Source organism: Nocardia sp. NPDC005825 (genome assembly GCF_040630175.1).
Classification (GTDB): Bacteria; Actinomycetota; Actinomycetes; order Mycobacteriales; family Mycobacteriaceae; genus Nocardia.
In genome coordinates, this window is record NZ_JBEXXC010000026.1 from 22790 (window position 1) to 43191 (window position 20402).

Here is a 20402-nt window from a genome sequence, read left to right on the forward strand (position 1 = left end):
CGTTCAACACACCGGGAACGGTGCCGGTAGAAGCAGTGTCGTCGCGTGGGGCGGTCGGTAGCGACCGCCCCACGTGTCTGTGGCGAAAGGACGGGTGATGGTTTCGGGCAAGGACGAATCCGCGGACCGTCAGGCATCCGAGGGGGGAGCGCCGGAGTCCGAGTTCGGGCCCTCGCTCAATGATTTCGGGCCGTCCCTCAATGATTTCGGTCCGGCCCCGGTCGCCGACGGCCCGGGCTGGAGTCCGGCTCCGGGTCCGCAGAGTCCCGATCTGGCCTGGCGCCCCGCGGGCGCGCCGCCGCAGTATCGGGCCCCCGACGCGTGGCAGCCCGCCACCGGGCAGTATCCGGCGGTGCCCGGGCCGTCCACGGGCCAGTATCCGGCCGTGAACCCCGTCGCGCAGGTTCCCGCTACCCCCGACGTCGAGGAGACCGTCAAGATCCCGGCTGGCGGGCCACAATCGGCCGCCGTGGACGTGGAGCGGACGACCAGGATCCCCGAGGCGGATTCGGTAGCCGCGGAACGGAATTCGGCTCCGGCCGAGGCCGACGGGTCCGCCGACTCCTGGTGGCGGTCCGCGCCCAGTGGTTTCCCGCCCGCGCCGCCCGTGGAATCGGCGGCGGGGCCGGAGGAGTCGCTGTCCTGGGCCGACGATCCGATCGCCAAGGCGCTCGCGCCGAAAATCACCGCCCCGCAACGCAAACCGGAACCGGAGCCGCGTTCGTGGCGCAAGATCGGGCTGATCGCGGGTGCGGCGGTGACCGTGCTCGCGGTGGCCGCCGGCGTCACCTTCGCGCTGACCCGGGGCGGCACCGACACCGCGCCGACGGCCGGGGTCACCACCGGCAAGCCCTCGCCCACGGTGGCGGCGCTGAGCTGCCCGGCCAAGCGGGACGGCAAGCTCACCATCGGCAACGGCGCGGGCGGCACCGGCAGCGGCGTGGACGCCATCCTCGGCTTCCAGTACGCCTTCTACGTGGACCGCAGCGGGGTGAAGGCGCACTCGTTCGTGGTGCCCGGCGCGACCACGGTGGCGCCCGCCGAGGTCATGCAGGCCAAGGGCATCGATCCGCTCAAGCCCGGGACGACCTACTGCCTGAAGATCGTCGAGACCGGCCCGGAGGCCTATGACGTGGACATCACCGAGCATCGGGTGGACGGCACCACCGAGGTGTACGTGGAGCACATCATCACCGCGGTGGTCGACGGCAAGCATCTGATCCAGTCCATCGAGTAGACCCGGACAGGTCCGGTCCAGGCCCTGGAAACTGGACCCGATGTCTCAATATTTGGGACAGTGATTTCATATCCTGGTCTCCGTGTGACATGGTGGGGTTTCGCATACCCCGGCGTTCCCTCGGAGGTGGTTCATGTCCGCGACCTTCCCGCCCCTCGCGCGGCGGCTCGACGGCCTGCAGAGCTCGGCGATCCGTGACCTGCTCAAACTCACCTCGCGCGCGGACATCATCAGCTTGGCCGGAGGTTTGCCCGACGCCGAACTCATGCCCCGCGACCGCATCGCCGCGGCCGCCGATGCCGCCCTGTCCGACCGCGCCCGGCTGCAGTACACCGAGTCGCCCGGCTGGGGTCCGCTGCGCGAGGTGCTGGCCGTCCGCGAGTCCGCCCGGCTGGGCCGCCCGGTGGCGGTCGAGGAGATCTTCGTGACCCACGGCTCGCAGCAGGCGCTGTCGCTGCTGTCGGAGGTGCTGCTGGATCCGGGCGCGCTCGTCGTGGTCGAGGATCCCGCGTATGTCGGTGCGCTGCAGGTCTTCCGGGCCGCCGGGGCGCGAATCGAGGCCGTTCCCTTGGATTCCGAGGGCATGCGCGTCGACGCGCTGCGCGAGCTCCTGGCCGCCGGTGAGCGGCCCGCCGTGGTCCACACGGTCAGCAACTTCCACAATCCGGGCGGGGTCACCCTGGTCCCGGAGCGCCGCCGCGAGCTGGCCGAGCTGGCCGAGCAATACGGCTTCTGGATCATCGAGGACGACCCGTACGGCGAACTCTGGTTCGATCGGCCCTCCCCCGCGCCGGTCGCGACCTACTCGCCCCAGGTGATTCGCCTGTCCAGCGCGTCCAAGATCCTGGCCCCCACGCTGCGCGCGGGCTGGATGATCGCGCCCACCCAGGTCTGCCGCGCGGTGGAACTGCTCAAGCAGGGCGCGGACCTGTGCGGTTCGGCCCTCACCCAGCAGATCGCCGCCGACCTGCTGGCCGACACCGATTGGCTTGCCGCCCACGTGGATTCGGTGCGTCAGGTGTACGGCGCCCGGGCCAAGGCGCTGGTCGGCGCGGTGCGGTCCCGCTTCGGGGACCGCGTGCTCAGCACCGACGCCTCCGGCGGCATGTTCGTGTGGGTCGACTTCACCGACGGCACCGACACCACCGCCCTGCTGCCGCGCGCCCTGGACGCGGGCGTCGCCTACGTGCCCGGCAATGCCTTCGCCGTCTCCACCGACTACACCCGCTCGATGCGGCTGTGCTTCACCACCTCCGGGGAAGCCACGCTCGAGCAGGCGGTCGATCGGCTGGCCGCGGCTCACGCCCAGCCGTAGGTGCGCTCCACCGCCTTGTTCCACTCCCGCAGCAGGTGGTCGCGGTCGGCGGCCGGCATGGTCGGGGTCCACCGCTTGTCCTCGGCCCAGTTGGCCCGGATGTCGTCGGTGGAGGACCAGTAGCCGACGGCCAGGCCCGCCGCGTAGGCCGCGCCCAGCGCCGTGGTCTCGGTGACCACCGGACGCACCACCGTGGCGTCCAGGATGTCGGACTGGAACTGCATGAGCAGTTCGTTGCCGACCATGCCGCCGTCCACCTTCAGGGTCACCTTCTCGACGTCCAGCCGCTGCGCGTCGGCGTCGGCGCGCATGGCGTCGATGACCTCGCGGGTCTGGAAAGCCGTGGCCTCCAGGACCGCTCGTGCCAGATGGCCCTTGTTCACGAAGCGGGTCAGGCCCGCCACCACGCCCCGCGCGTCCGGCCGCCAGCGCGGGGCGAACAGGCCGGAGAAGGCGGGGACCACGTACGCGCCGCCATTGTCGGCGACGGTGCGGGCCAGCGGTTCGATCTCCTCGGCCGCGGAGATGATGCCGAGATTGTCGCGCAGCCACTGCACCAGCGAACCGGTCACCGCGATGGAGCCCTCCAGCGCGTACACGGCGGGCTGGTCGCCCAGCCGATAGCAGACCGTGGTGAGCAGGCCGTGCTCACTGAACACCGGGGTGGTGCCGGTGTTCATGAGCATGAAATTGCCGGTGCCGTAGGTGTTCTTGGTGTCGCCGGGGGACAGGCAGGCCTGTCCGAAGGTGGCGGCCTGCTGGTCGCCGAGAATGCCGGCCACCGGGACCCCGGCCAGCGCGCCGGAGGTGATGGGCGCGTAAACCTCGGAGCTGCTGCGGATCTCGGGCAGCATGGCCATCGGGATGTCGAACTCGGCGCAGATCCGCGGGTCCCAGTTCAGCGTGCGCAGATCCATCAGCATGGTGCGCGAGGCATTGGTGACGTCGGTGATGTGCTCGCCGGTCAGGTTCCACAGGATCCAGCTGTCCATGGTGCCGAAGCACAGTTCACCGGACTCGGCGCGGGGCCGGGCGCCCGGCACGGTGTCCAGGATCCAGCGCAGCTTCGGTCCGGCGAAGTAGGTGGACAGCGGCAGTCCGGTGCGGTCGGCGTACCGGTTCGGGCCCTGGTCGCCGGCCAGCAGGGTGGTCAGGTCGGCGGTGCGGGTGTCCTGCCAGACGATGGCGTGGTGGATCGGCTTGCCGGTGGCGCGTTCCCACACCACGGTGGTCTCGCGCTGGTTGGTGACCCCGGCGGCCGCCACGTCCGAGGCCCCGATTCCGCAGGCTTCGAGTGCCTCGGCGATCACGGATTCGGTATTGCGCCAGATGGATTCGGCATCGTGCTCGACCCATCCGGGTTTCGGGAAGATCTGCTCGTGTTCCCGCTGGGCGACTCCGGTGATTCGGCCCTGCTGATCGAAGACGATGCAACGACTCGACGTCGTGCCTTGATCGATGGCGGCCACATAGCGACGCATTGATCGAGGCTAACCGACGACAGCCCGGCCGCCGGGCTAGTGTGGGCTACGGTAGCGCTGGGTAGCCGAAAAATAGCCCGGAGGAGTCTCCGTATGACGAATCAACCGCGATCGCAGTTCCTCGGCCCCGAGCAGCGCGAAGCTGCGTGGGGACAACTCGGCAAGGACACCTTCGACGTCATCGTGATCGGCGGCGGCGTGGTCGGCGCGGGCATCGCCCTGGACGCGGCCACCCGGGGGCTCGAAGTCGCCCTGGTCGAGGCCCGCGACCTGGCGTCGGGCACCTCCAGCCGGTCCTCGAAGATGTTCCACGGTGGCCTGCGCTACCTGGAGATGATGGAATTCGGGCTGGTCCGCGAGGCGCTGAAGGAGCGGGAACTGGCGCTGTCGACCCTCGCGCCGCACCTGGTCAAGCCGCTCAAATTCCTCTACCCGCTCACCCACCTCGGCTGGGAACGGCCCTATGTCACCGCCGGTCTCGTCCTCTACGACACCATGGGCGGCGCGAAATCGGTTCCCGGACAGCATCATCTGACCCGGTCCGCCGCCCTGCGCCAGGCCCCGGGCCTGAAGCGGGACACCCTCACCGGCGGCGTCAACTACTACGACACCGTCGTCGACGACGCCCGCCACACCATGACCGTGGCCCGCACCGCCGCCCACTACGGCGCGGTCATCCGCACCTCAACCCAGGTGGTCGGATTCCTCAAGGAGGCCGACCGGGTCGTCGGCGTCAAGGTCCGCGACAGCGAGGACGGGCGCACCGCCGACGTGCACGGCAGCGTCGTCATCAATGCCACCGGCGTCTGGACCGACGAGCTCCAGGCTCTCGCGAAGCAACGCGGGCGATTCCATGTACGAGCGTCCAAGGGCGTGCACATCGTGGTGCCGCGCGACCGCATCGCCAGCGACTCCTCGATCATCCTGCGCACCGAGAAGTCCGTGCTCTTCGTCATCGCCTGGAGCACCGACCACTGGATCATCGGCACCACCGACACCGACTGGAACCTCGACCTCGCGCACCCCGCCGCCACCAAATCCGATATCGACTACCTGCTCACCCGCATCAACGAGGTGCTGGTCACGCCGCTCACCCACGCCGACATCACCGGCGTGTACGCGGGCCTGCGGCCGCTGCTGGCCGGGGAGAGCGACCAGACCTCCAAACTCTCCCGCGAACACGCCGTCGCCCGCATCGCGCCCGGCCTGGTCGCCATCGCGGGCGGCAAGTACACCACCTACCGGAATATGGCCTACGACGCCGTCGACGAAGCGGCACAGTACATTCCGCGCCGGGTTCCGCCCACCATCACCGAGAAGGTGCCGCTGCTCGGCGCCGACGGCTACCACGCGCTGATGAACCAGACCCCGCACCTGGCCGAGAAGTACGGCGTCCACCCGTACCGGATCCAGCACCTGCTCAACCGGTACGGCTCTCTCATCGACGAGGTGCTCGGGCTGGCCGCCGGGAAACCCGATCTGCTGCAACCGATCACCGAATCACCCGGCTACCTGCGGGTCGAGGCCGTCTACGCGGCCGCCGCCGAAGCCGCCCTGCACCTGGACGACATCCTGGCCCGGCGCACCCGCATCAGCATCGAATACGCCCACCGCGGCGTGGATTCCGCCGACGAGGTGGCGCGGCTGGTGGCCCCGGTGCTCGGCTGGTCCGAGGCCGATATCGAACGCGAGGTGAGCGTGTACCAGGCCCGGGTGCGGGCCGAGGTCGAATCCCAGACCCAGCCCGACGACGCCGCCGCCGACGCGCTGCGCTCGGAGGCGCCCGAGGCGCGGCGCGAAGTGCTCGACCCGGTGCCGATCAACCAGCCCGAGTCGGTCTGAGACCTGTCCGGTGAACCGGCGCCACGGATTCCGCGGCGCCGGTTCGCTGTTCAGCGCGCCGGTTCGTTCAGCGCATCAGTTTGTAATTGAACTCCGTGGTGCCCAGCGCACCCATGAGCCGCACCCACAGCGGCAGCATCATCTCGGTGCCGCGGGCGGTGGTGATGTCACCCAGATCGACGATGTCGTCCCAGCCGAATTCGCGCAGCAGGTCGGTGACGACGGCCTTGGCGGCGCCGTCGTCGCCGGACACGAACATGGTGTGGTCGCCGCCCGCCACCCGCTCCGGATGCACCATCACCTCGGCGGTCACGGTGTTGAGCGTTTTCACCACCCGTGCCTCGGGGAACGCGCGCTGCACCCGCTCGCCGACCGAATCTGTATTGCAGACCGCGAGGAACGGCGGGAACCCCTGCGAGAAGTCCAGGGGGTTCGACACGTCGATCACCACCTTGCCCGCCAGATTCGCCGCCCCCGCGCCGTCCAGCGCGACCACGCTCGCCTGCCCGGCGGTCGCGTTGATGATCAACTCCGCGCCGGCGGCCGCCTCCGCCGCGGTGGCCAGCGGGGCCGGGAAAGGATCCTCCGACCGCGCCTCGGTGGCAGCCACATCGCGGGTGCCGATCACCACATCGTGTCCCAGCTCTGCCAACCGCGCCGACAGGGTGCGTCCGACCGCCCCGGTGCCCAGGATTCCGATTTTCATGCCGCCCACCCTAGGCCCGGAAACCCAGCCCGGGAACACCTTTCGAGGCCATTGAAATCCGCTCGTCACCGTGCGCGGCGGTCTGCCCGCCCGGTACGAGCTGGTCAGCTGTCCGGTGGGAGCTGGCAGCGCGGACAGAAATAGATGCCCCGTTCGGCCCGATCGGCGTGCGCGTCGTCACCGAGCAGATGCACGACCAGGTTGGCGCCGCAGCGCCGGCACGGCCGCCGCTGACGACCGTAAGCCAGTGCCCGCCAAGGCGGTTCGTGCGCCGCCCGCATCAACACCCGATGCGCCTCGTCCACCAGCCCGGGCAGATCATCGACCGCGCCGACGGGTGTCACCGGGTGCACGCGCCGCAGAAAGCAGATCTCACTCCGGTAGATATTGCCGATCCCGGCCAGATTGGTCTGATCCAGCAATGCCACCCCGATCGGCGTCGAAGGCTCCCGCAGCAACCGGCGCACCGCCTCGTCGGCATCCCACTCCGGCCCGAGCAGATCCGGCCCGAGATGGTCGGTGACGGTGTGCTCCTCAGTCCGCCGCAGCACCTCCACCAGCCCCAGCGAGAACCCGACCGCCTCCGCGTCCGCCGCGCCCAGCACCAGCCGCGCCGTGAACCCCGGCCGATTCCACCGCTGCCCGGGCGCGAACACCCGCCACTCGCCCTCCATCTTCAGATGCGTGTGAATGCTCAGCTCGGGCGTCCGCACGAACAAATGCTTGCCGTAGGTGCCGACACTCTCGACCCGCTGCCCGCGCAGATCCAGCGTCGCGTACCGGGGCACCCGGAAGTCACTGCGCGTCAACACCTTGCCGTCGAGCGCCTTGCGGAGCCGCTGTGCGGTGTGGAAGACCGCATCGCCTTCAGGCACGGCCGCCACCCGTGGCTGCCGCCGAGGACACCGGGCGTAGTGTCGCCGGGCGCGTCGTGCGCCTCACGGGCGGCTCCGCAGGCGGAAGCCCTTCGGCGTGGCGGCGAACCCGGCCTCGGTGAGGAAACCGGCGAAGGTGTTGCCGTGCACGGATTCCCCGTTCACCCGGTCGATCACCAGGGAATCGACGCGGCGGTCGTGGACCAGTCCGGCCAGGGCGGTGGCCGCGGCGGTCCGCACGGCCGGATCCTCGGTGAAGGTCAGCAATGTCTTGCCGCCGCGCTCCAGATACAGCGCCAGCTCGCCGTCCACCAGCACCACCAGTGCGCCCGCCTTCCGGCCCGGCCGATGTCCCGCGCCCTCGGCCGCGGCCTTGGGCCAGGGGAGCGCCGCGCCATACGGATTGGCCGGATCACAGGAGGCCAGCACCACGGCCTTGCCCACCGGTTCGTGCGCGAAGCCGTCTCCCGCCGAGCGACTCCGATCGGTGTCGAACGAACGCAGCCGATCCACCACATCGGTGGTCGAGAACTGCGCGCCGCCCAGCGAATCCACGAAGTAGCCGCGACGGCAGCGCCCCCGGTCCTCGAACTCGGTCAGCACCCGGTACATGAGCGCGAACCCGCCCGGCACTCCCTCGCTCTGCACCGAACCGCGGGTCAGCACGCCGTACCGCTCCAGCAGCACATCGGCGGTGGCATGGGCGCGAACCGTGGTGTCGGCCACCCGCTCCGGCAGCAGCGACCAGCGCCCGGCCACCTGGGGGGAGGACGTGCGCGCGGGCATCCCGCCGCGCGGCAGATACATCCTGCCGCGGGGCGCGCGCCGGGGAGTCCGATGCGCGGTGGTGGTGCGCGCGGTACCCGCCAGCAGCGCGCGCACGGGGGCGAAGGTATCGCCGCCGATGTGACCGGCCCACACGAGATCCCACAGCGCCGCCGTCACCGCGGCCTCCTCGGCCCCGCCCGCCGGATCGGAGCCGCCGCCGGAACCGGCAGCGTGGCCGGAAGGGATCGGGCCGCGGACGCTGTCCAGCAATTGCCGGAAGAAGTACGCGCCTCCGGTGCTGCCCGTGACGACCTGGTACTCACCTCTCGGCAGCGAGACGCCGACGAGCTCGGCGCCCTCGCCGCCGGAACCAGCGCTGTCGCCGCGGCCATCCGCGTCATCCGAGCTCAGCGCACCGGTCCGCCCGGGTGAACCACCGGTCGGGGGCAGGGTGCCGCCGATCACGGTGGCGCCCAGGGCCGTCAGCATGCCGATGTGCCGTTCGGTCAGGTCGATGTCGTCGGGCGGGGGCAGGGTGAGACCCGCCTGCTCGGCGGGGTGCAGGGCGATCCAGCCGTCCTTGGCGGTGATGGAGCCGTGGCCGGACCAGATCACCTCGCCGGTGGCCATGAGTTCGTCGAGCATGGCGGGGGAGTAGTCGCGGACCCGCAGCGGGAAGATCAGCGACTCCCACGCCGAGGCGGGGATCGGAACGCCCGCCAGCTGTTCCACCACCGCGGCCACGCCGTCGACGCCGCGCAGTTCGCCGGTGCCGACGTGCTGCCAGGACGGGAGGAAGCGGCCGAGCGCGGCGGTGGCGACCGGCTCCACCTCCTTGCGGGCGGCGGCGAGCGACCGGCGGCGGAGCCGGCGCAGGACTTCGCTGTCACACCATTCGGTGCCCGCCGCGCCGGGCGTGAATTCGCCTTCCACCACGCGCTTTTCGAGGGCCAGCCGGTGCAGGGCGGTCGCCGCCACGGCCGGGCCGAGGCCGAAGCGGTGAGCGGCCTGGGCCAGGGTGAACGGTCCATGGGTGCGGGCGTAGCGGCCGATCAGATCGCCGAGCGGGTCCGCGACCGGTTCGATGAAAGCCGCTGGGACGCCGATGGGCAGTGGGACGCCGAGCGCGTCGCGCAGCCGGGAGGCGTCCTCGATGGCCACCCACCACCGCGAACCCGCGAAGGAAACCTCCAGCGCGCGGCGCGATTTCACGAGTTCGGCGAACCACTCCCGGGGATCGTCCACGCATCGCTCGGTGGCCTCCTCGGCGGTCAACGGCCCGAGCAGCCGCAGCAGGTCAGCGAGTCCCTCCATGTCCCGGGCATGACGTTCGGGGGTGAGCCGCTGCAACTCCCGCTCGGTCTGTTCGAGGACGGCGGCATCGAGCAGCTCGCGCAGCTCGACCCGGCCGAGCAGCTCCGCGAGCAGACTGGAGTCCAGGGACAGTGCGGCCGCGCGTCGTTCGGCGAGCGGGCTGTCGCCCTCGTACATGAACTGCCCGATGTAGTCGAACAGCAGCGAGTTCGCGAACGGCGACGGGGCGGCGGTCTCCACCTCCACCAACCGGATCTGCCGTCGTGCCACCCGGCCCAGCAGATCCCGCAGCGACGGCAGGTCGTACACGTCCTGCAGGCACTCGCGGACCGTCTCCAGCAGGATCGGGAATTCGGGGAACTTCCGGGCCACATCCAGCAGCTGGGCGGCCCGCTGCCGCTGCTGCCACAGCGGCGCGCGCTTGCCGGGGTCGCGGCGCGGCAGCAGCAGCGCCCGGGCCGCGCACTCCCGGAAGCGGGACGCGAAGAGCGCGGAGCCGCCGACCTGTTCGGTGACCAGGTCGTCGATCTCGTCGGTCTCGAAGACGAACAGTTCCGCGCCGGGCGGATCATCGGTGGTGTCCGGCAGCCGGACCACGATCCCGTCGTCGGAGGGCGTGGGCGCGGCGTCCACCCCGAACCGTTCCCGCAGTCGCGCCCCGATCGCCAGCGCCCACGGCGCGTGCACCGGTAGCCCGTACGGGGAGTGCAGGACGACTCGCCAGTCGCCGAGTTCGTCGCGGAAGCGTTCCACGACCAGCGTCTTGTCGGTGGGCAGCTGACCGGTGGCCTCCCGCTGCTCGGCCAGCAGCGCCACCAGATTGGCCGTCGCGTTCTCGTCCAATCCGCCTTGCAGGGCGACGGTTTCGACCTCGGAGTCCGCCGCGGACTTGCGGGCCCGCGTGGTCTTCTCGACCTCCTGGCCGGCGTGCCGCACGAATTCGCCCAGGGCCGCGCCGAGTTCGGCCGGTCGGCCCAGGGAATCGCCGTGCCAGAACGGTAACCGGCCGGGCAGCCCGAACGCGGGCGTCACCAGCACCCGGTCGAAGGTGATCTCCTCGATCCGCCAGCTGGTCGCACCCAGGGCGAACACATCGCCCACCCGGGACTCGTACACCATCTCCTCGTCGAGTTCGCCCACGCGGGAGGCCTTCTCGCCCACCATGAACACCGGGAACAGGCCGCGATCGGGAATCGCGCCGCCGGAGGTGACGGCCAGCCGCTGCGCCCCCGGACGGCCGGTGAGCGTCCCGGCGTCGCGGTCCCACACGATGCGGGGCCGCAGTTCGGCGAACTCGTCGGAGGGGTAGCGGCCCGCCAGCAGATCGAGCACCGATTCGTAGGCCGAACGGGGCAGCGCCGCATAGCTTCCGGTGCCGCGGACGGTGTCGAACCAGGCGTCGGCGTCGATGGGTTCCAGCGCGCAGGCCGCGACCGTCTGCTGCGCCAGGATGTCGAGCGGATGCAGCGGAACCTGGAGTTGCTCGATCTGCCCGGCCACCATGCGCTGCGACGCCACCGCGCAGTGGATGACATCGGTGCGGTGCTTGGGGAAGATGACGCCCCGCGAGATCTCGCCCACCTGGTGCCCGGCCCGGCCGACCCGCTGCAATCCGGAGGCCACCGACGGCGGCGCCTCGACCTGCACCACCAGATCCACCGCGCCCATGTCGATGCCGAGTTCGAGGCTGCTGGTCGCGACCACGCACCGCAGCCGCCCGCTCTTGAGGTCGTCCTCGATGAGTGCCCGCTGCTCCTTGCTCACCGACCCGTGGTGGGCCCGCGCGAGAAGCGTTGTGGCGCCGTGGATCACCTCGGTGGACGCCCCGAGCTGCGCGGGCGGCGCGTGCTCGGTGTCCACGGATTCCCCGATCCGCGCCGCGTACGCCTCGTTCAAACGGGCGGTGAGCCGCTCGGAGAGCCGCCGCGAATTCGCGAACACGATCGACGACCGATGCTCGAGCACCAGATCCACGATGGCCTCGTCCACGTGCGGCCAGATCGAGCCGGGCTGATCCGAATCCTGGGCTCCCGCATCGGGTTCGGTCATATCCGCCACCGGCACCCGCACCGACAGGTCGAAGGTCTTGGGCGCGGGCGGCGCGACGATGGTGATGGGCGCGCTCCCGACCAGGAACCGGCCCACCACCTCCGGCGGCCGCACGGTCGCGGACAGCCCGATGCGTTGTGCGGGCGATGCGGTCAGGAGATCCAGCCGGGCGAGTGAAAGCGCCAGGTGGGCACCACGTTTGGAGCCCGCGATGGCGTGCACCTCGTCGACGATGACCGTGTGCACCCCGCTCAGCGTCTCCCGCGCCGCCGAGGTGAGCATGAGGAACAGCGATTCCGGCGTGGTGATCAGAATGTCCGGCGGCGTGCGCTGCATGCCCCGCCGATCCGCCGCACTGGTGTCACCCGACCGCACCCCCACCCGGATCTCGGGCGCGGCCACCCCCAGCCGTTTCGCCGTCTGCGTGATCCCCACCAGCGGCGCGCGCAGATTCCGCTCCACGTCCACCGCCAGCGCTTTCAACGGCGAGATATAGAGGACGGAGGTCTTGCGCGGCCCCGGCTCGGGTTCGCGGGTGGCGAGGCGGTCGATGGCCCACAGGAACGCCGACAGCGTCTTGCCCGACCCGGTGGGCGCGATCACCAGCGTGTGCTGGCCCGCCGCGATGGATTCCCAGGCCCCCAGCTGAGCGGCGGTCGGCGCGGGGAAGGCGCCGTCGAACCACTCTCGAGTCGCGGGCGAGAACCGATCCATCGTCCCAGTCTGCACCCGCCCACCGACAGAGCCCGCGAACCGGGGCGTGGGCGCGGAGCGAAGGGCAGGCAATCCCGCCGCGGCCCCCGGCCCCGCGCGTAGGCTTCGGACCGTGCAGAAGGTGCTCCGGCTGGACCTGGTCAGTCACGGTATGACCGAGGCCATGCGCAAGGCACGATTCCCCGTCGACGAACCCCTCACCGAAGCCGGGCGCCGCGCGGTCTCCTCGTGCGGGCGGCTGCATGCCGCGCGCGTCATCACCGCGCCCGAGCGCCGCACCGTCGAGACCGCCACCCTCATGGGCCTGATGGGTGACGAGGACGACCGATTACGCGACCTCGACGCGGGGGCGTGGCGCGGAGGTGAGCTCATGTCCGTCCCCAAGGAGGACCTCTACCTCTGGCTCACCGATCCGAACTTTCGCGGCCACGGCGGCGAGGCGGTCGTCGACGTCATCGAGCGCACGGGGGAGTGGCTCGCCGATATCGCCCTCGACGGCGAGCCGACCATCGCCATCACGCACCCGGCGGTGATCCGCGCCGCCCTGCTGGTCACCCTGGACGCGCCCGCGAATTCGTTCTGGCGCATCGACGTTCCGCCGATCAGCGTGACCCGGCTGCACTATCGCGGCGAATGGACGCTGCACTTCCGCTAGCCAGCAGCATGGCGCGCACGGCGTCGGTGAGCAGCCGGGCGGGCAGGCTCGGATCGATGGCGCGCTGAATGCCCAGTCCCAGACCGAGACTCAGCACCGCGGTGGCGGCGTCTTCCGGCGGCATCGGCAGGGTCAGGCCCGTGGAGTCGGCCAGTCCCTGCAATTGCGCCGCGACCGTGCCGCGCATCAGGCTCAGATTCGAGACCAGGGCGGCCTGCAGTGCCGGATCGTCGCGGGCCACGATGGCGAACTCGAATTCCAGCATGGTCCAGCCGACATCGCCGAGGGTGCGTTCGGCCCAGCCCTGGAAGCGGTCGAGCCGCGTTTCCAAGGTCTCGTCGCCCGCGAGCAGTTCGGTGATCTCCCCGAACTTGGTCTCGTGGATGAGCGCCAGCACCTCGAGGCAGAGCGCCGACTTGGTGCGGAAGTTCGAGTAGACCGCGCCCTTGGAGTACCCGGCCTCCTCGGCCACCCGTTCCAGGCTGGTCTTGGCGTAGCCGTCTGTCAGGAACATGTCGCGCGCGGTGGCGAGCAGGTCCGCGCGGGTGCGGGCCTGGCTCTCGGTCCTGGTCAGTCGTGCCATGGGGGAGATTCTAGGTTCTCGCAGATTTGGGATACCGGCGGTATTCGAAAACTGCTAGTGTGCGAAAATATGAGTTATAGGAACGGGGCACAGCGACGTGGCCTGGCCATCGGCTGCGGCGGCACCGTCGGGATGGCCTGGATCGTCGCCGCGCTCGCCGCCGTCCAGGATGTTCTGGACTGGGATCCCCGCACCGCCGACGTCATGATCGGCACCTCCGCCGGCGCGGAAGCGCTCACCATGCTGGGCAGCGGGATCGGCGTCGACGAGCTGGTCGCCATGCAGCGCGGCACCTCGGCCAACCCGATCCTCACCGCCCACATGCGTTCGGAGCCCGGACGATTCCCGCCGCTGCCGCGCCCGCGCCTGGGCGCGCCCGGCCGCGCGGTCCGAGAACTGCTGGCCCGCCCCGGAAACGGGCACGCCCTGCTCACCGCGGGCAGCGGGTTGCTGCCGCTGGGGGGCGGCGACCCGGGCTGGCTGCAGTCCCTGGCCGAACGCCTCAACCCCGGCCGCGACTGGGTGCAGCACCCGGCGACCTGGCTGGTGGCCATGGACAATGCCGGCGGTGAACGCGTCGCGTTCGGATCGCCGTCCGCGCCGGACGCGAATCTCGGTGCGGCCCTGCGGGCTTCGTGGGCCATCCCGGGCTGGTTCCCCGCCGTTCCGATCGCGGGACGCCACTTCGTCGACGGCGGCGCGGCCTCCACCGCCTCCGTCGACCTGCTCATCCCCGCCGGGCTCGACGAGGTCGTGGTGATCACGCCGATGGCCTCCACCGGCCGCCTGCCCGTCACCAGCGCGGGCCACTTCGTCGAACGGCAGCTGCGAAACCGCATGAGCGAGAAGCTCGATGCCGAGATCGCCCTGCTGCGCGCGAGCGGGGTCAAGGTGCTGCGCCTCGACGCCACCGCAGAGGACCTCGCGGTCATGGGCCCGAACTTCATGGACGGCCGCCGCCGTCTCCCCACCTTCGAACACAGTCTCGGCAGCCTCCGCGGCCGGGTCGAACAGGGAGTTTTCGCATGAGCATCCTCGGAAACGGTTACCCCGCCATCGATCTCGCCGGTGCGCGGGTCCTGATCACCGGTGCGGGTCGCGGCATCGGCCGGTGCGCGGCCGAACTGTTCGCGAGCAAGGGCGCGCAGGTCGCCATCGCCGACGTGGACATCGCCGCCGCCCAGGCCGCCGCGGCCGCAATCGACGCGCAGGCGTTCGAGCTGGACGTGCGGGACCGGGCGCGGTGGGACAAGGTCGTCGCCGACTTCGGTCGCATCGACATCCTGGTCAACAATGCGGGCGTCATGCCGGCGGGCGCCTTCCTCGACGAATCGGACACGGTGGGCCACACCACCATGGACGTCAATGTCTGGGGTCTGATCCACGGCATGCGCGCCGTCGTCCCCGGCATGATCGAGCGCGGCCACGGGCACGTGGTGAACGTGGCCTCGCTGGCCGGGAAGATCCCGATCCCGGGCCTGGCCGTCTACAACGCCAGCAAGTTCGCCGCCGTCGGCCTGTCCGCCGCGACGCGCCTGGAGTTCGCGCCGCACGGTGTCAGCGTCAGCTGCGTCATGCCGTCGGCGGTGCGCACCCGGCTGTCCTCGGGCCTGGCCCTGGGCGGCGGCATGCCCACCGTGGATCCCGAGGATGTGGCCGCGGCGGTCGTCGGCACCGTGCGCAGCCGGCGCGCCGAGGTCGCCGTCCCGAACTACCTGGGCCCCATCGACGTCGCCCTGGCCGCCGCGCCCGAGCCCGCGGTCCGGCTGGTCCGGCGGCTGTTCAACGGCGACCGCGCCCTGCACCCCGCCGACCAGCAGGTGCGGGCGCGGTACGAGGAGCAGGTGCGCGCGATCGGCTCCGAGGACTAGCTACTCGAACCGGATGCCCTGTGCCAGTGGCAGTTCGGTGGAGTAGTTGACGGTGTTGGTGGCCCGGCGCATGTACGCCTTCCACGAGTCCGACCCGGACTCGCGGCCACCGCCCGTCTGCTTCTCGCCGCCGAACGCGCCGCCGATCTCGGCCCCCGAGGTGCCGATATTGACATTGGCGATGCCGCAGTCCGACCCGTCGGCGGCCAGGAAGCGCTCCGCCTCCCGCTGATCGCGGGTGAAGATCGACGACGAGAGGCCCTGCGGCACCGCGTTGTGCAGCTCGATGGCCGCGTCCAGATCGTGGTAGGTCATCGCGTAGAGGATCGGCGCGAAGGTCTCCTCCCGCACCACCGTGGTCTGCGCGGGCATGCGCACCAGGGCCGGGCGGACGTAGAAGGCGTTCTCGTCTGGCCCCTCGAAACGCTCACCACCGCACAGCAGTTCGCCGCCGTCGGCCAGTGCCCGATCCAGCGCCGCGCACATGCCGTCGTAGGCCCGCTCGTTGATGAGCGGCCCGACGAGAACGCCCTCCTCGAGCGGATTACCCACGCGCAGTTGCCGATACGCCGCCGAAATCCGATTCAGCAGCGGCTCGGCCACTTCGGCGTGCACGATCAATCGGCGCAGGGTGGTGCAGCGCTGACCGGCGGTGCCCGCGGCCGCGAACACGATGCCCCGGGTGGCCAGCTCCAGATCCGCCGAGGGCGCGACGATGGCGGCGTTGTTGCCGCCCAGCTCCAGCAGGCAGCGCCCGAATCGGGCCGCCACCCGCGGCGCGACCAGCTGCCCCATCCGCACCGACCCGGTCGCGCTCACCAGCGCCACCCGCGGATCGTCCACCAGCTGCTCGCCGACCGTCGCCGGGCCCTGGATCAACTGGTGCACTTCGGGATCCGCGCCCACGTCGACCGCCGCCCGGCGCAGCAGCGCGTGACAGGCCAGCGCGGTCAGCGGCGTCGTCTCCGACGGCTTCCACACCACCGTGTCCCCGCATACCAGCGCGATGGCCGTGTTCCACGCCCACACCGCGACCGGGAAGTTGAACGCCGAGATCACCCCGACCACCCCGAGCGGATGCCAGGTCTCCATCAGCCGGTGGCCCGGCCGCTCCGACGGCATGGTCCGTCCGTACAGCTGCCGCGACAGCCCGATGGCGAACTCGCAGACATCGATCATCTCCTGGACCTCGCCGCGGGCCTCTGCGCCGATCTTGCCCGCCTCCAGGGTGACCAGTTCGCCCAGGTCGTCCCGATGGTCGGTGAGCAGCGCCGCCAGCCGCCGCACCACCGCCGCGCGCTGCGGCGCCGGGACCGTCCGCCAGTCCCGGAAGGCCGCGTGCGCCCGGCCGATGGCGGCGTCCACCGCGGCGGAGTCGCTCGCGCGCAGGGTGATCAGCTCACCGCCGGTGATCGGGGTTCGGGCCGAGAGCTCACCCGGCTCGGGCGTGTCGACGCCCAGCCGGCGCAGCAGCGCCTCCGTCCGCTCGCGGAGCTCACGGGTCGCGGTCTCGGTCAGTGCGTGAGTCATTACATGCTCCAGGTTGGGTTCCGGCAACCGAGTTCGTTTCGCTGCGTTAGCCTTCGCTGATGGCGGATACACCGGCGAAACTTGTACTCGACGACATCGATCGACTGCTGATCCGTGAGCTGATTGCCGATGGTCGCGCCACCCTGTCCAATCTGGCGGAGAAGGCCAACCTTTCGGTGTCCGCGGTGCAGTCGCGGGTGCGGCGGCTCGAGGCGCGGGGCGTGATTCGCGGCTACACGGCGAACGTCGATCCCGAGGCGCTGGGCCAGATGCTGTCGGCTTTCGTCGCGATCACTCCTCTCGACCCGTCGCAACCCGATGACGCTCCCGCTCTGCTGCAGCACATTCCGGGCATCGAGGCGTGTCATTCGGTGGCCGGAGACGAGAGCTACATGCTCATGGTGCGGGTGGCCTCGCCCAGACACCTGGAGCAGCTGCTGCAGGAGATCCGCGCTACGGCCAATGTCAGGACGCGAAGCACCATCATTCTGCAAACATTCTATGACAAGTAGCCCCGGTCAGGCCGAAGACATTCGGATGACGACACGGTTACGGACGTAATTGTTCCGGAACTTACGGGCATTGCCGTAAAAATTCATTTACGCTGAGGGCGTGACCCTCGGACTCGATCGGCTCGGGGCGGCCGCCGAAACCACCCTTGTCACCCCCGCCCGGGTGCATGAGATCCTGTCGGCGAGCATCCTCGCCGACGGCTTCGACCTCGTACTGGATCTGCGCGAATCCCGTGGACTCCGACTGGTCGACGCCCGCGACGGCACCTCCTACCTGGACATGTTCGGCTTCTTCGCGTCCAACACGCTGGGCATGAACCATCCGGCCCTGCTCGGCGACAAACCCTTCCTGGCCGGCCTCACCACCGCCGCGCTCAACAAGCCCAGCAACTCCGACATCTACACCGTCGAAATGGCGCGCTTCGTAGACACTTTCGTGCGCGTGCTCGGCGATCCGCGTCTGCCGCACCTGTTCTTCATCGACGGCGGCGCGCTCGCCGTCGAGAACGCCCTCAAGGCCGCCTTCGACTGGAAGTCCCGGCACAACGAAAGCCACGGGCGCCCAGCCGAACTCGGCACCAAGGTGCTGCATCTGACCGGGGCCTTCCACGGGCGCAGCGGCTACACGCTCTCGCTCACCAACACCGATCCGGTGAAGACCGCGCGCTTCCCGAAGTTCGACTGGCCGCGCATCGACACCCCGTACGTGGGTCCCGACCACCCCGACATCGAGGCCGCCGAACGGCACGCCCTCGATCAGGCCCGCCGCGCCTTCGACGAAAACCCGCACGACATAGCGTGTTTCATCGCCGAGCCGATCCAGGGCGAGGGCGGCGACCGGCACCTGCGGCCGGAGTTCCTGCGCGCCGTCCAGGCGCTGTGCCGCGAACACGACGCCCTGTTCATCCTCGACGAGGTGCAGACCGGCGTCGGCATGACCGGCACCACCTGGGCCTACCAGCAGCTCGGACTGGAACCCGACGTGGTGGCCTTCGGCAAGAAGACCCAGGTCTGCGGCATCATGGCGGGCGGCCGCGTGGACGAGGTGCCCGACAACGTCTTCCACGTCAGCTCGCGCCTCAACTCCACCTGGGGCGGCAACCTGGCCGACATGGTCCGGGCCCGGCGGATCCTCGAGGTGATCGAACACGAGTGCCTGGTGGACCGCGCTCGGGAACTCGGCCCCCGGCTGCTGGCCCGGCTCACCGAATTGTCCATCGTCCATGCGGAAGTCACCGATCCGCGCGGTCGCGGCCTGATGTGCGCCATCACCCTCGAATCCGCGCAGCGGCGCAACGACGTGGTGAACCGGCTGCGGGAGGAAGAGCACGTGCTGATCCTCGGCACCGGGGAACGCGGCATCCGTTTCCGCCCGCCGCTGACGGTAACCGAGGCGGAACTCGACGAGGCGGTAGCCGCCCTCGGTCGCGTATTGGGTTGAGCCGCAAGCCGGACGCGCGGTCCGGCTCGCCTTCATTTGCTCGATGATCGCTTTTGCCGGAACTGCGTGGCGTGACACGACACTCCGTTATCTCGCCGCGAACGTGCGTGTCGCCGCCTACTATTCGACGACATGTCAGCTCACCGCAATGCGCGTATGGCACGGTGCGGCCTGTGATCGCGCGCCGTGCACGTCTGGGTCTGATTCTCGCGGTGGCGATGCTGGCCGGTTGCTCGAATGGTGACCCCGGGCCCGCATCGCCCACCGCCACTCCGTCGTCCACCCCGCCCGGCGCGGTCCCCGCCGCCGCGGACGCCCCGCGATTACTGCCCGGCATGCCGCCGCCGCTCTCACCCACCGACGTCTACGCCGCCACCCGGGAACTGAGCCCCGCCGTCGCCGGACAGCCCACCCGGGTCTACGTCCCCAACAGCGAGTCGCACACCATCACCGTCATCGACCCCGCCACCTTCGAGGTCGTCGACAGCTACCCCTCCGGCGGCAGCGAACCCCAGCACGTCGTGCCCTCCTACGACCTGCAGACGCTCTACGCCAACAACGATCTGCCCATCGGCGGCGGCAGCCTGCTGCCCATCGACCCGCGCACCGGCAAGCCCGGCGACCCGATCCCCGTCCGCGACCCGTACAACATGTACTTCACCCCGGACGGCAAATACGCCCTGGTCGTCGCCGAGGCCGACCGCTCCCTGGACTTCTACGACCCGCACGGCTGGCAGAAACTCCACGACATCGCGGTGCCCGAATGCCAGGGCGTCAATCACATGGACTTCACCGCCGACGGCCGGACCGCCCTGGTCAGCTGTGAATTCGGCGGGCGCATGGCCGTGGTCGACATCGCGGGCCTGAGCCTGCTGCGCATGATCGACCTGCCCGGCGGGTCGTCCGGCATGCCGCAGGACGTCAAGCTCTCGCCCGACGGCCGCACCTTCTTCGTGGCCGACATGATGGCGGGCGGCATCTACGTCTTCGACGCCCGGACCTTCGACAACACCGGCTTCGTCGAGACCGGCCGCGGCACCCACGGCCTCTACATCACCCGCGACTCGAAGCGGATGCTCATCACCAACCGCGGCGAGGGCAGCATCTCGGTCTGGGACTTCGCCACCGGACGGCTGGCCGACACCTGGCGCATCCCCGGCGGCGGCAGCCCCGATATGGGCAACCTGTCCGCGGACGGGCGGGTGTTCTGGGTCTCGGGCCGCAACCACGGCGAGGTGTACGCCATCGACATCGTCGACTGGAAGCTGCTGGCCCGGATTCCGGTCGGCCGCGGGGCGCATGGGCTCACCATCTGGCCGCAGCCGGGCCGCTACTCGACGGGCCACACGGGCGTAATGCGTTGAGCCGTCGCCGGTTCCGGCGACGCGCGGTGAACCGAAGTGTGGACCCCGCCAAAAGCTGGCCGGGATGACTGGCGAGATCCACTATTGAACATTGTTCGAGTTTGCCCGGTGGAAGAGCCGGATATGCTGCTCTACCAGCGGGTTT

General features: G+C 70.3%; 15 protein-coding genes. 9 read left to right on the forward strand and 6 right to left on the reverse strand.

Annotated features, from left to right (window positions below; translation table 11 throughout):
- Window positions 1-97: 97 nt before the first annotated feature.
- Window positions 98-1237, forward strand: coding sequence for a hypothetical protein (locus ABZ382_RS35585; protein WP_357098441.1), 1140 nt, complete (start codon window positions 98-100; stop codon window positions 1235-1237).
- A gap of 133 nt (window positions 1238-1370) precedes the next feature.
- Window positions 1371-2552 (forward strand): PLP-dependent aminotransferase family protein, encoded by a 1182-nt coding sequence (locus tag ABZ382_RS35590; RefSeq protein WP_357098444.1) that lies wholly within the window; start codon window positions 1371-1373, stop codon window positions 2550-2552.
- On the opposite strand, the gene glpK is transcribed toward ABZ382_RS35590, so the two are convergent.
- Window positions 2537-4033: a glycerol kinase GlpK gene (gene glpK, locus ABZ382_RS35595; RefSeq protein ID WP_357098446.1), complete on the reverse strand. Its 1497-nt coding sequence runs from the start codon at window positions 4031-4033 to the stop codon at window positions 2537-2539. The two genes, ABZ382_RS35590 and glpK, sit on opposite strands and share 16 nt — an antisense overlap.
- A gap of 93 nt (window positions 4034-4126) precedes the next feature.
- Between glpK and glpD the strand changes: the two genes are divergently transcribed.
- On the forward strand, window positions 4127-5875 hold the full coding sequence (gene glpD, locus ABZ382_RS35600; RefSeq protein ID WP_357098449.1) for a glycerol-3-phosphate dehydrogenase: 1749 nt from the start codon (window positions 4127-4129) through the stop codon (window positions 5873-5875).
- 67 nt (window positions 5876-5942) lie between these two features.
- Here the strand turns inward: glpD and ABZ382_RS35605 are convergent, their stop codons facing one another.
- From ABZ382_RS35605 to ABZ382_RS35615, 3 genes are all read right to left on the reverse strand, one after another.
- Window positions 5943-6581: an NAD(P)-binding domain-containing protein gene (locus ABZ382_RS35605; RefSeq protein WP_357098452.1), complete on the reverse strand. Its 639-nt coding sequence runs from the start codon at window positions 6579-6581 to the stop codon at window positions 5943-5945.
- Window positions 6582-6685: 104 nt separating this feature from the next.
- The gene (locus ABZ382_RS35610; RefSeq protein WP_357098455.1) at window positions 6686-7456 is read right to left on the reverse strand and encodes a DNA-formamidopyrimidine glycosylase family protein; all 771 of its coding nucleotides are present in this window, start codon (window positions 7454-7456) and stop codon (window positions 6686-6688) included.
- Between the two features lie 63 nt (window positions 7457-7519).
- Entirely contained in the window at window positions 7520-12301 is a 4782-nt protein-coding gene (locus ABZ382_RS35615; protein WP_357098458.1) for an ATP-dependent helicase, read from the reverse strand.
- Window positions 12302-12413: 112 nt separating this feature from the next.
- On the opposite strand from ABZ382_RS35615, the gene ABZ382_RS35620 reads away from it, so the two are divergent.
- On the forward strand, window positions 12414-12956 hold the full coding sequence (locus ABZ382_RS35620; protein WP_357098461.1) for a histidine phosphatase family protein: 543 nt from the start codon (window positions 12414-12416) through the stop codon (window positions 12954-12956).
- On the opposite strand, the gene ABZ382_RS35625 is transcribed toward ABZ382_RS35620, so the two are convergent.
- On the reverse strand, window positions 12904-13539 hold the full coding sequence (locus ABZ382_RS35625) for a TetR/AcrR family transcriptional regulator (RefSeq protein WP_357098464.1): 636 nt from the start codon (window positions 13537-13539) through the stop codon (window positions 12904-12906). The two genes, ABZ382_RS35620 and ABZ382_RS35625, sit on opposite strands and share 53 nt — an antisense overlap.
- Before the next feature lie 69 nt (window positions 13540-13608).
- Between ABZ382_RS35625 and ABZ382_RS35630 the strand changes: the two genes are divergently transcribed.
- Both ABZ382_RS35630 and ABZ382_RS35635 read left to right on the forward strand, forming a co-directional pair.
- On the forward strand, window positions 13609-14568 hold the full coding sequence (locus ABZ382_RS35630) for a patatin-like phospholipase family protein (protein WP_357098467.1): 960 nt from the start codon (window positions 13609-13611) through the stop codon (window positions 14566-14568).
- Window positions 14565-15410: an SDR family oxidoreductase gene (locus ABZ382_RS35635; protein ID WP_357098470.1), complete on the forward strand. Its 846-nt coding sequence runs from the start codon at window positions 14565-14567 to the stop codon at window positions 15408-15410. The genes ABZ382_RS35630 and ABZ382_RS35635 overlap by 4 nt, the downstream gene beginning before the upstream one ends.
- Here ABZ382_RS35635 and ABZ382_RS35640 read toward each other — a convergent pair whose 3' ends face one another.
- Entirely contained in the window at window positions 15411-16940 is a 1530-nt protein-coding gene (locus tag ABZ382_RS35640) for an aldehyde dehydrogenase family protein (RefSeq protein ID WP_357098472.1), read from the reverse strand. It lies immediately after the preceding gene.
- A 59-nt stretch (window positions 16941-16999) separates the two neighbouring features.
- Between ABZ382_RS35640 and ABZ382_RS35645 the strand changes: the two genes are divergently transcribed.
- From ABZ382_RS35645 to ABZ382_RS35655, 3 genes are all read left to right on the forward strand, one after another.
- Window positions 17000-17452, forward strand: a complete 453-nt coding sequence (locus ABZ382_RS35645; protein ID WP_040855781.1) for an Lrp/AsnC family transcriptional regulator — start codon at window positions 17000-17002, stop codon at window positions 17450-17452.
- A gap of 100 nt (window positions 17453-17552) precedes the next feature.
- Entirely contained in the window at window positions 17553-18893 is a 1341-nt protein-coding gene (gene lat / locus ABZ382_RS35650) for an L-lysine 6-transaminase (RefSeq protein WP_357098475.1), read from the forward strand.
- Window positions 18894-19066: 173 nt separating this feature from the next.
- Entirely contained in the window at window positions 19067-20257 is a 1191-nt protein-coding gene (locus tag ABZ382_RS35655) for a hypothetical protein (RefSeq protein ID WP_357098478.1), read from the forward strand.
- The last annotated feature ends 145 nt before the right edge of the window (window positions 20258-20402 follow it).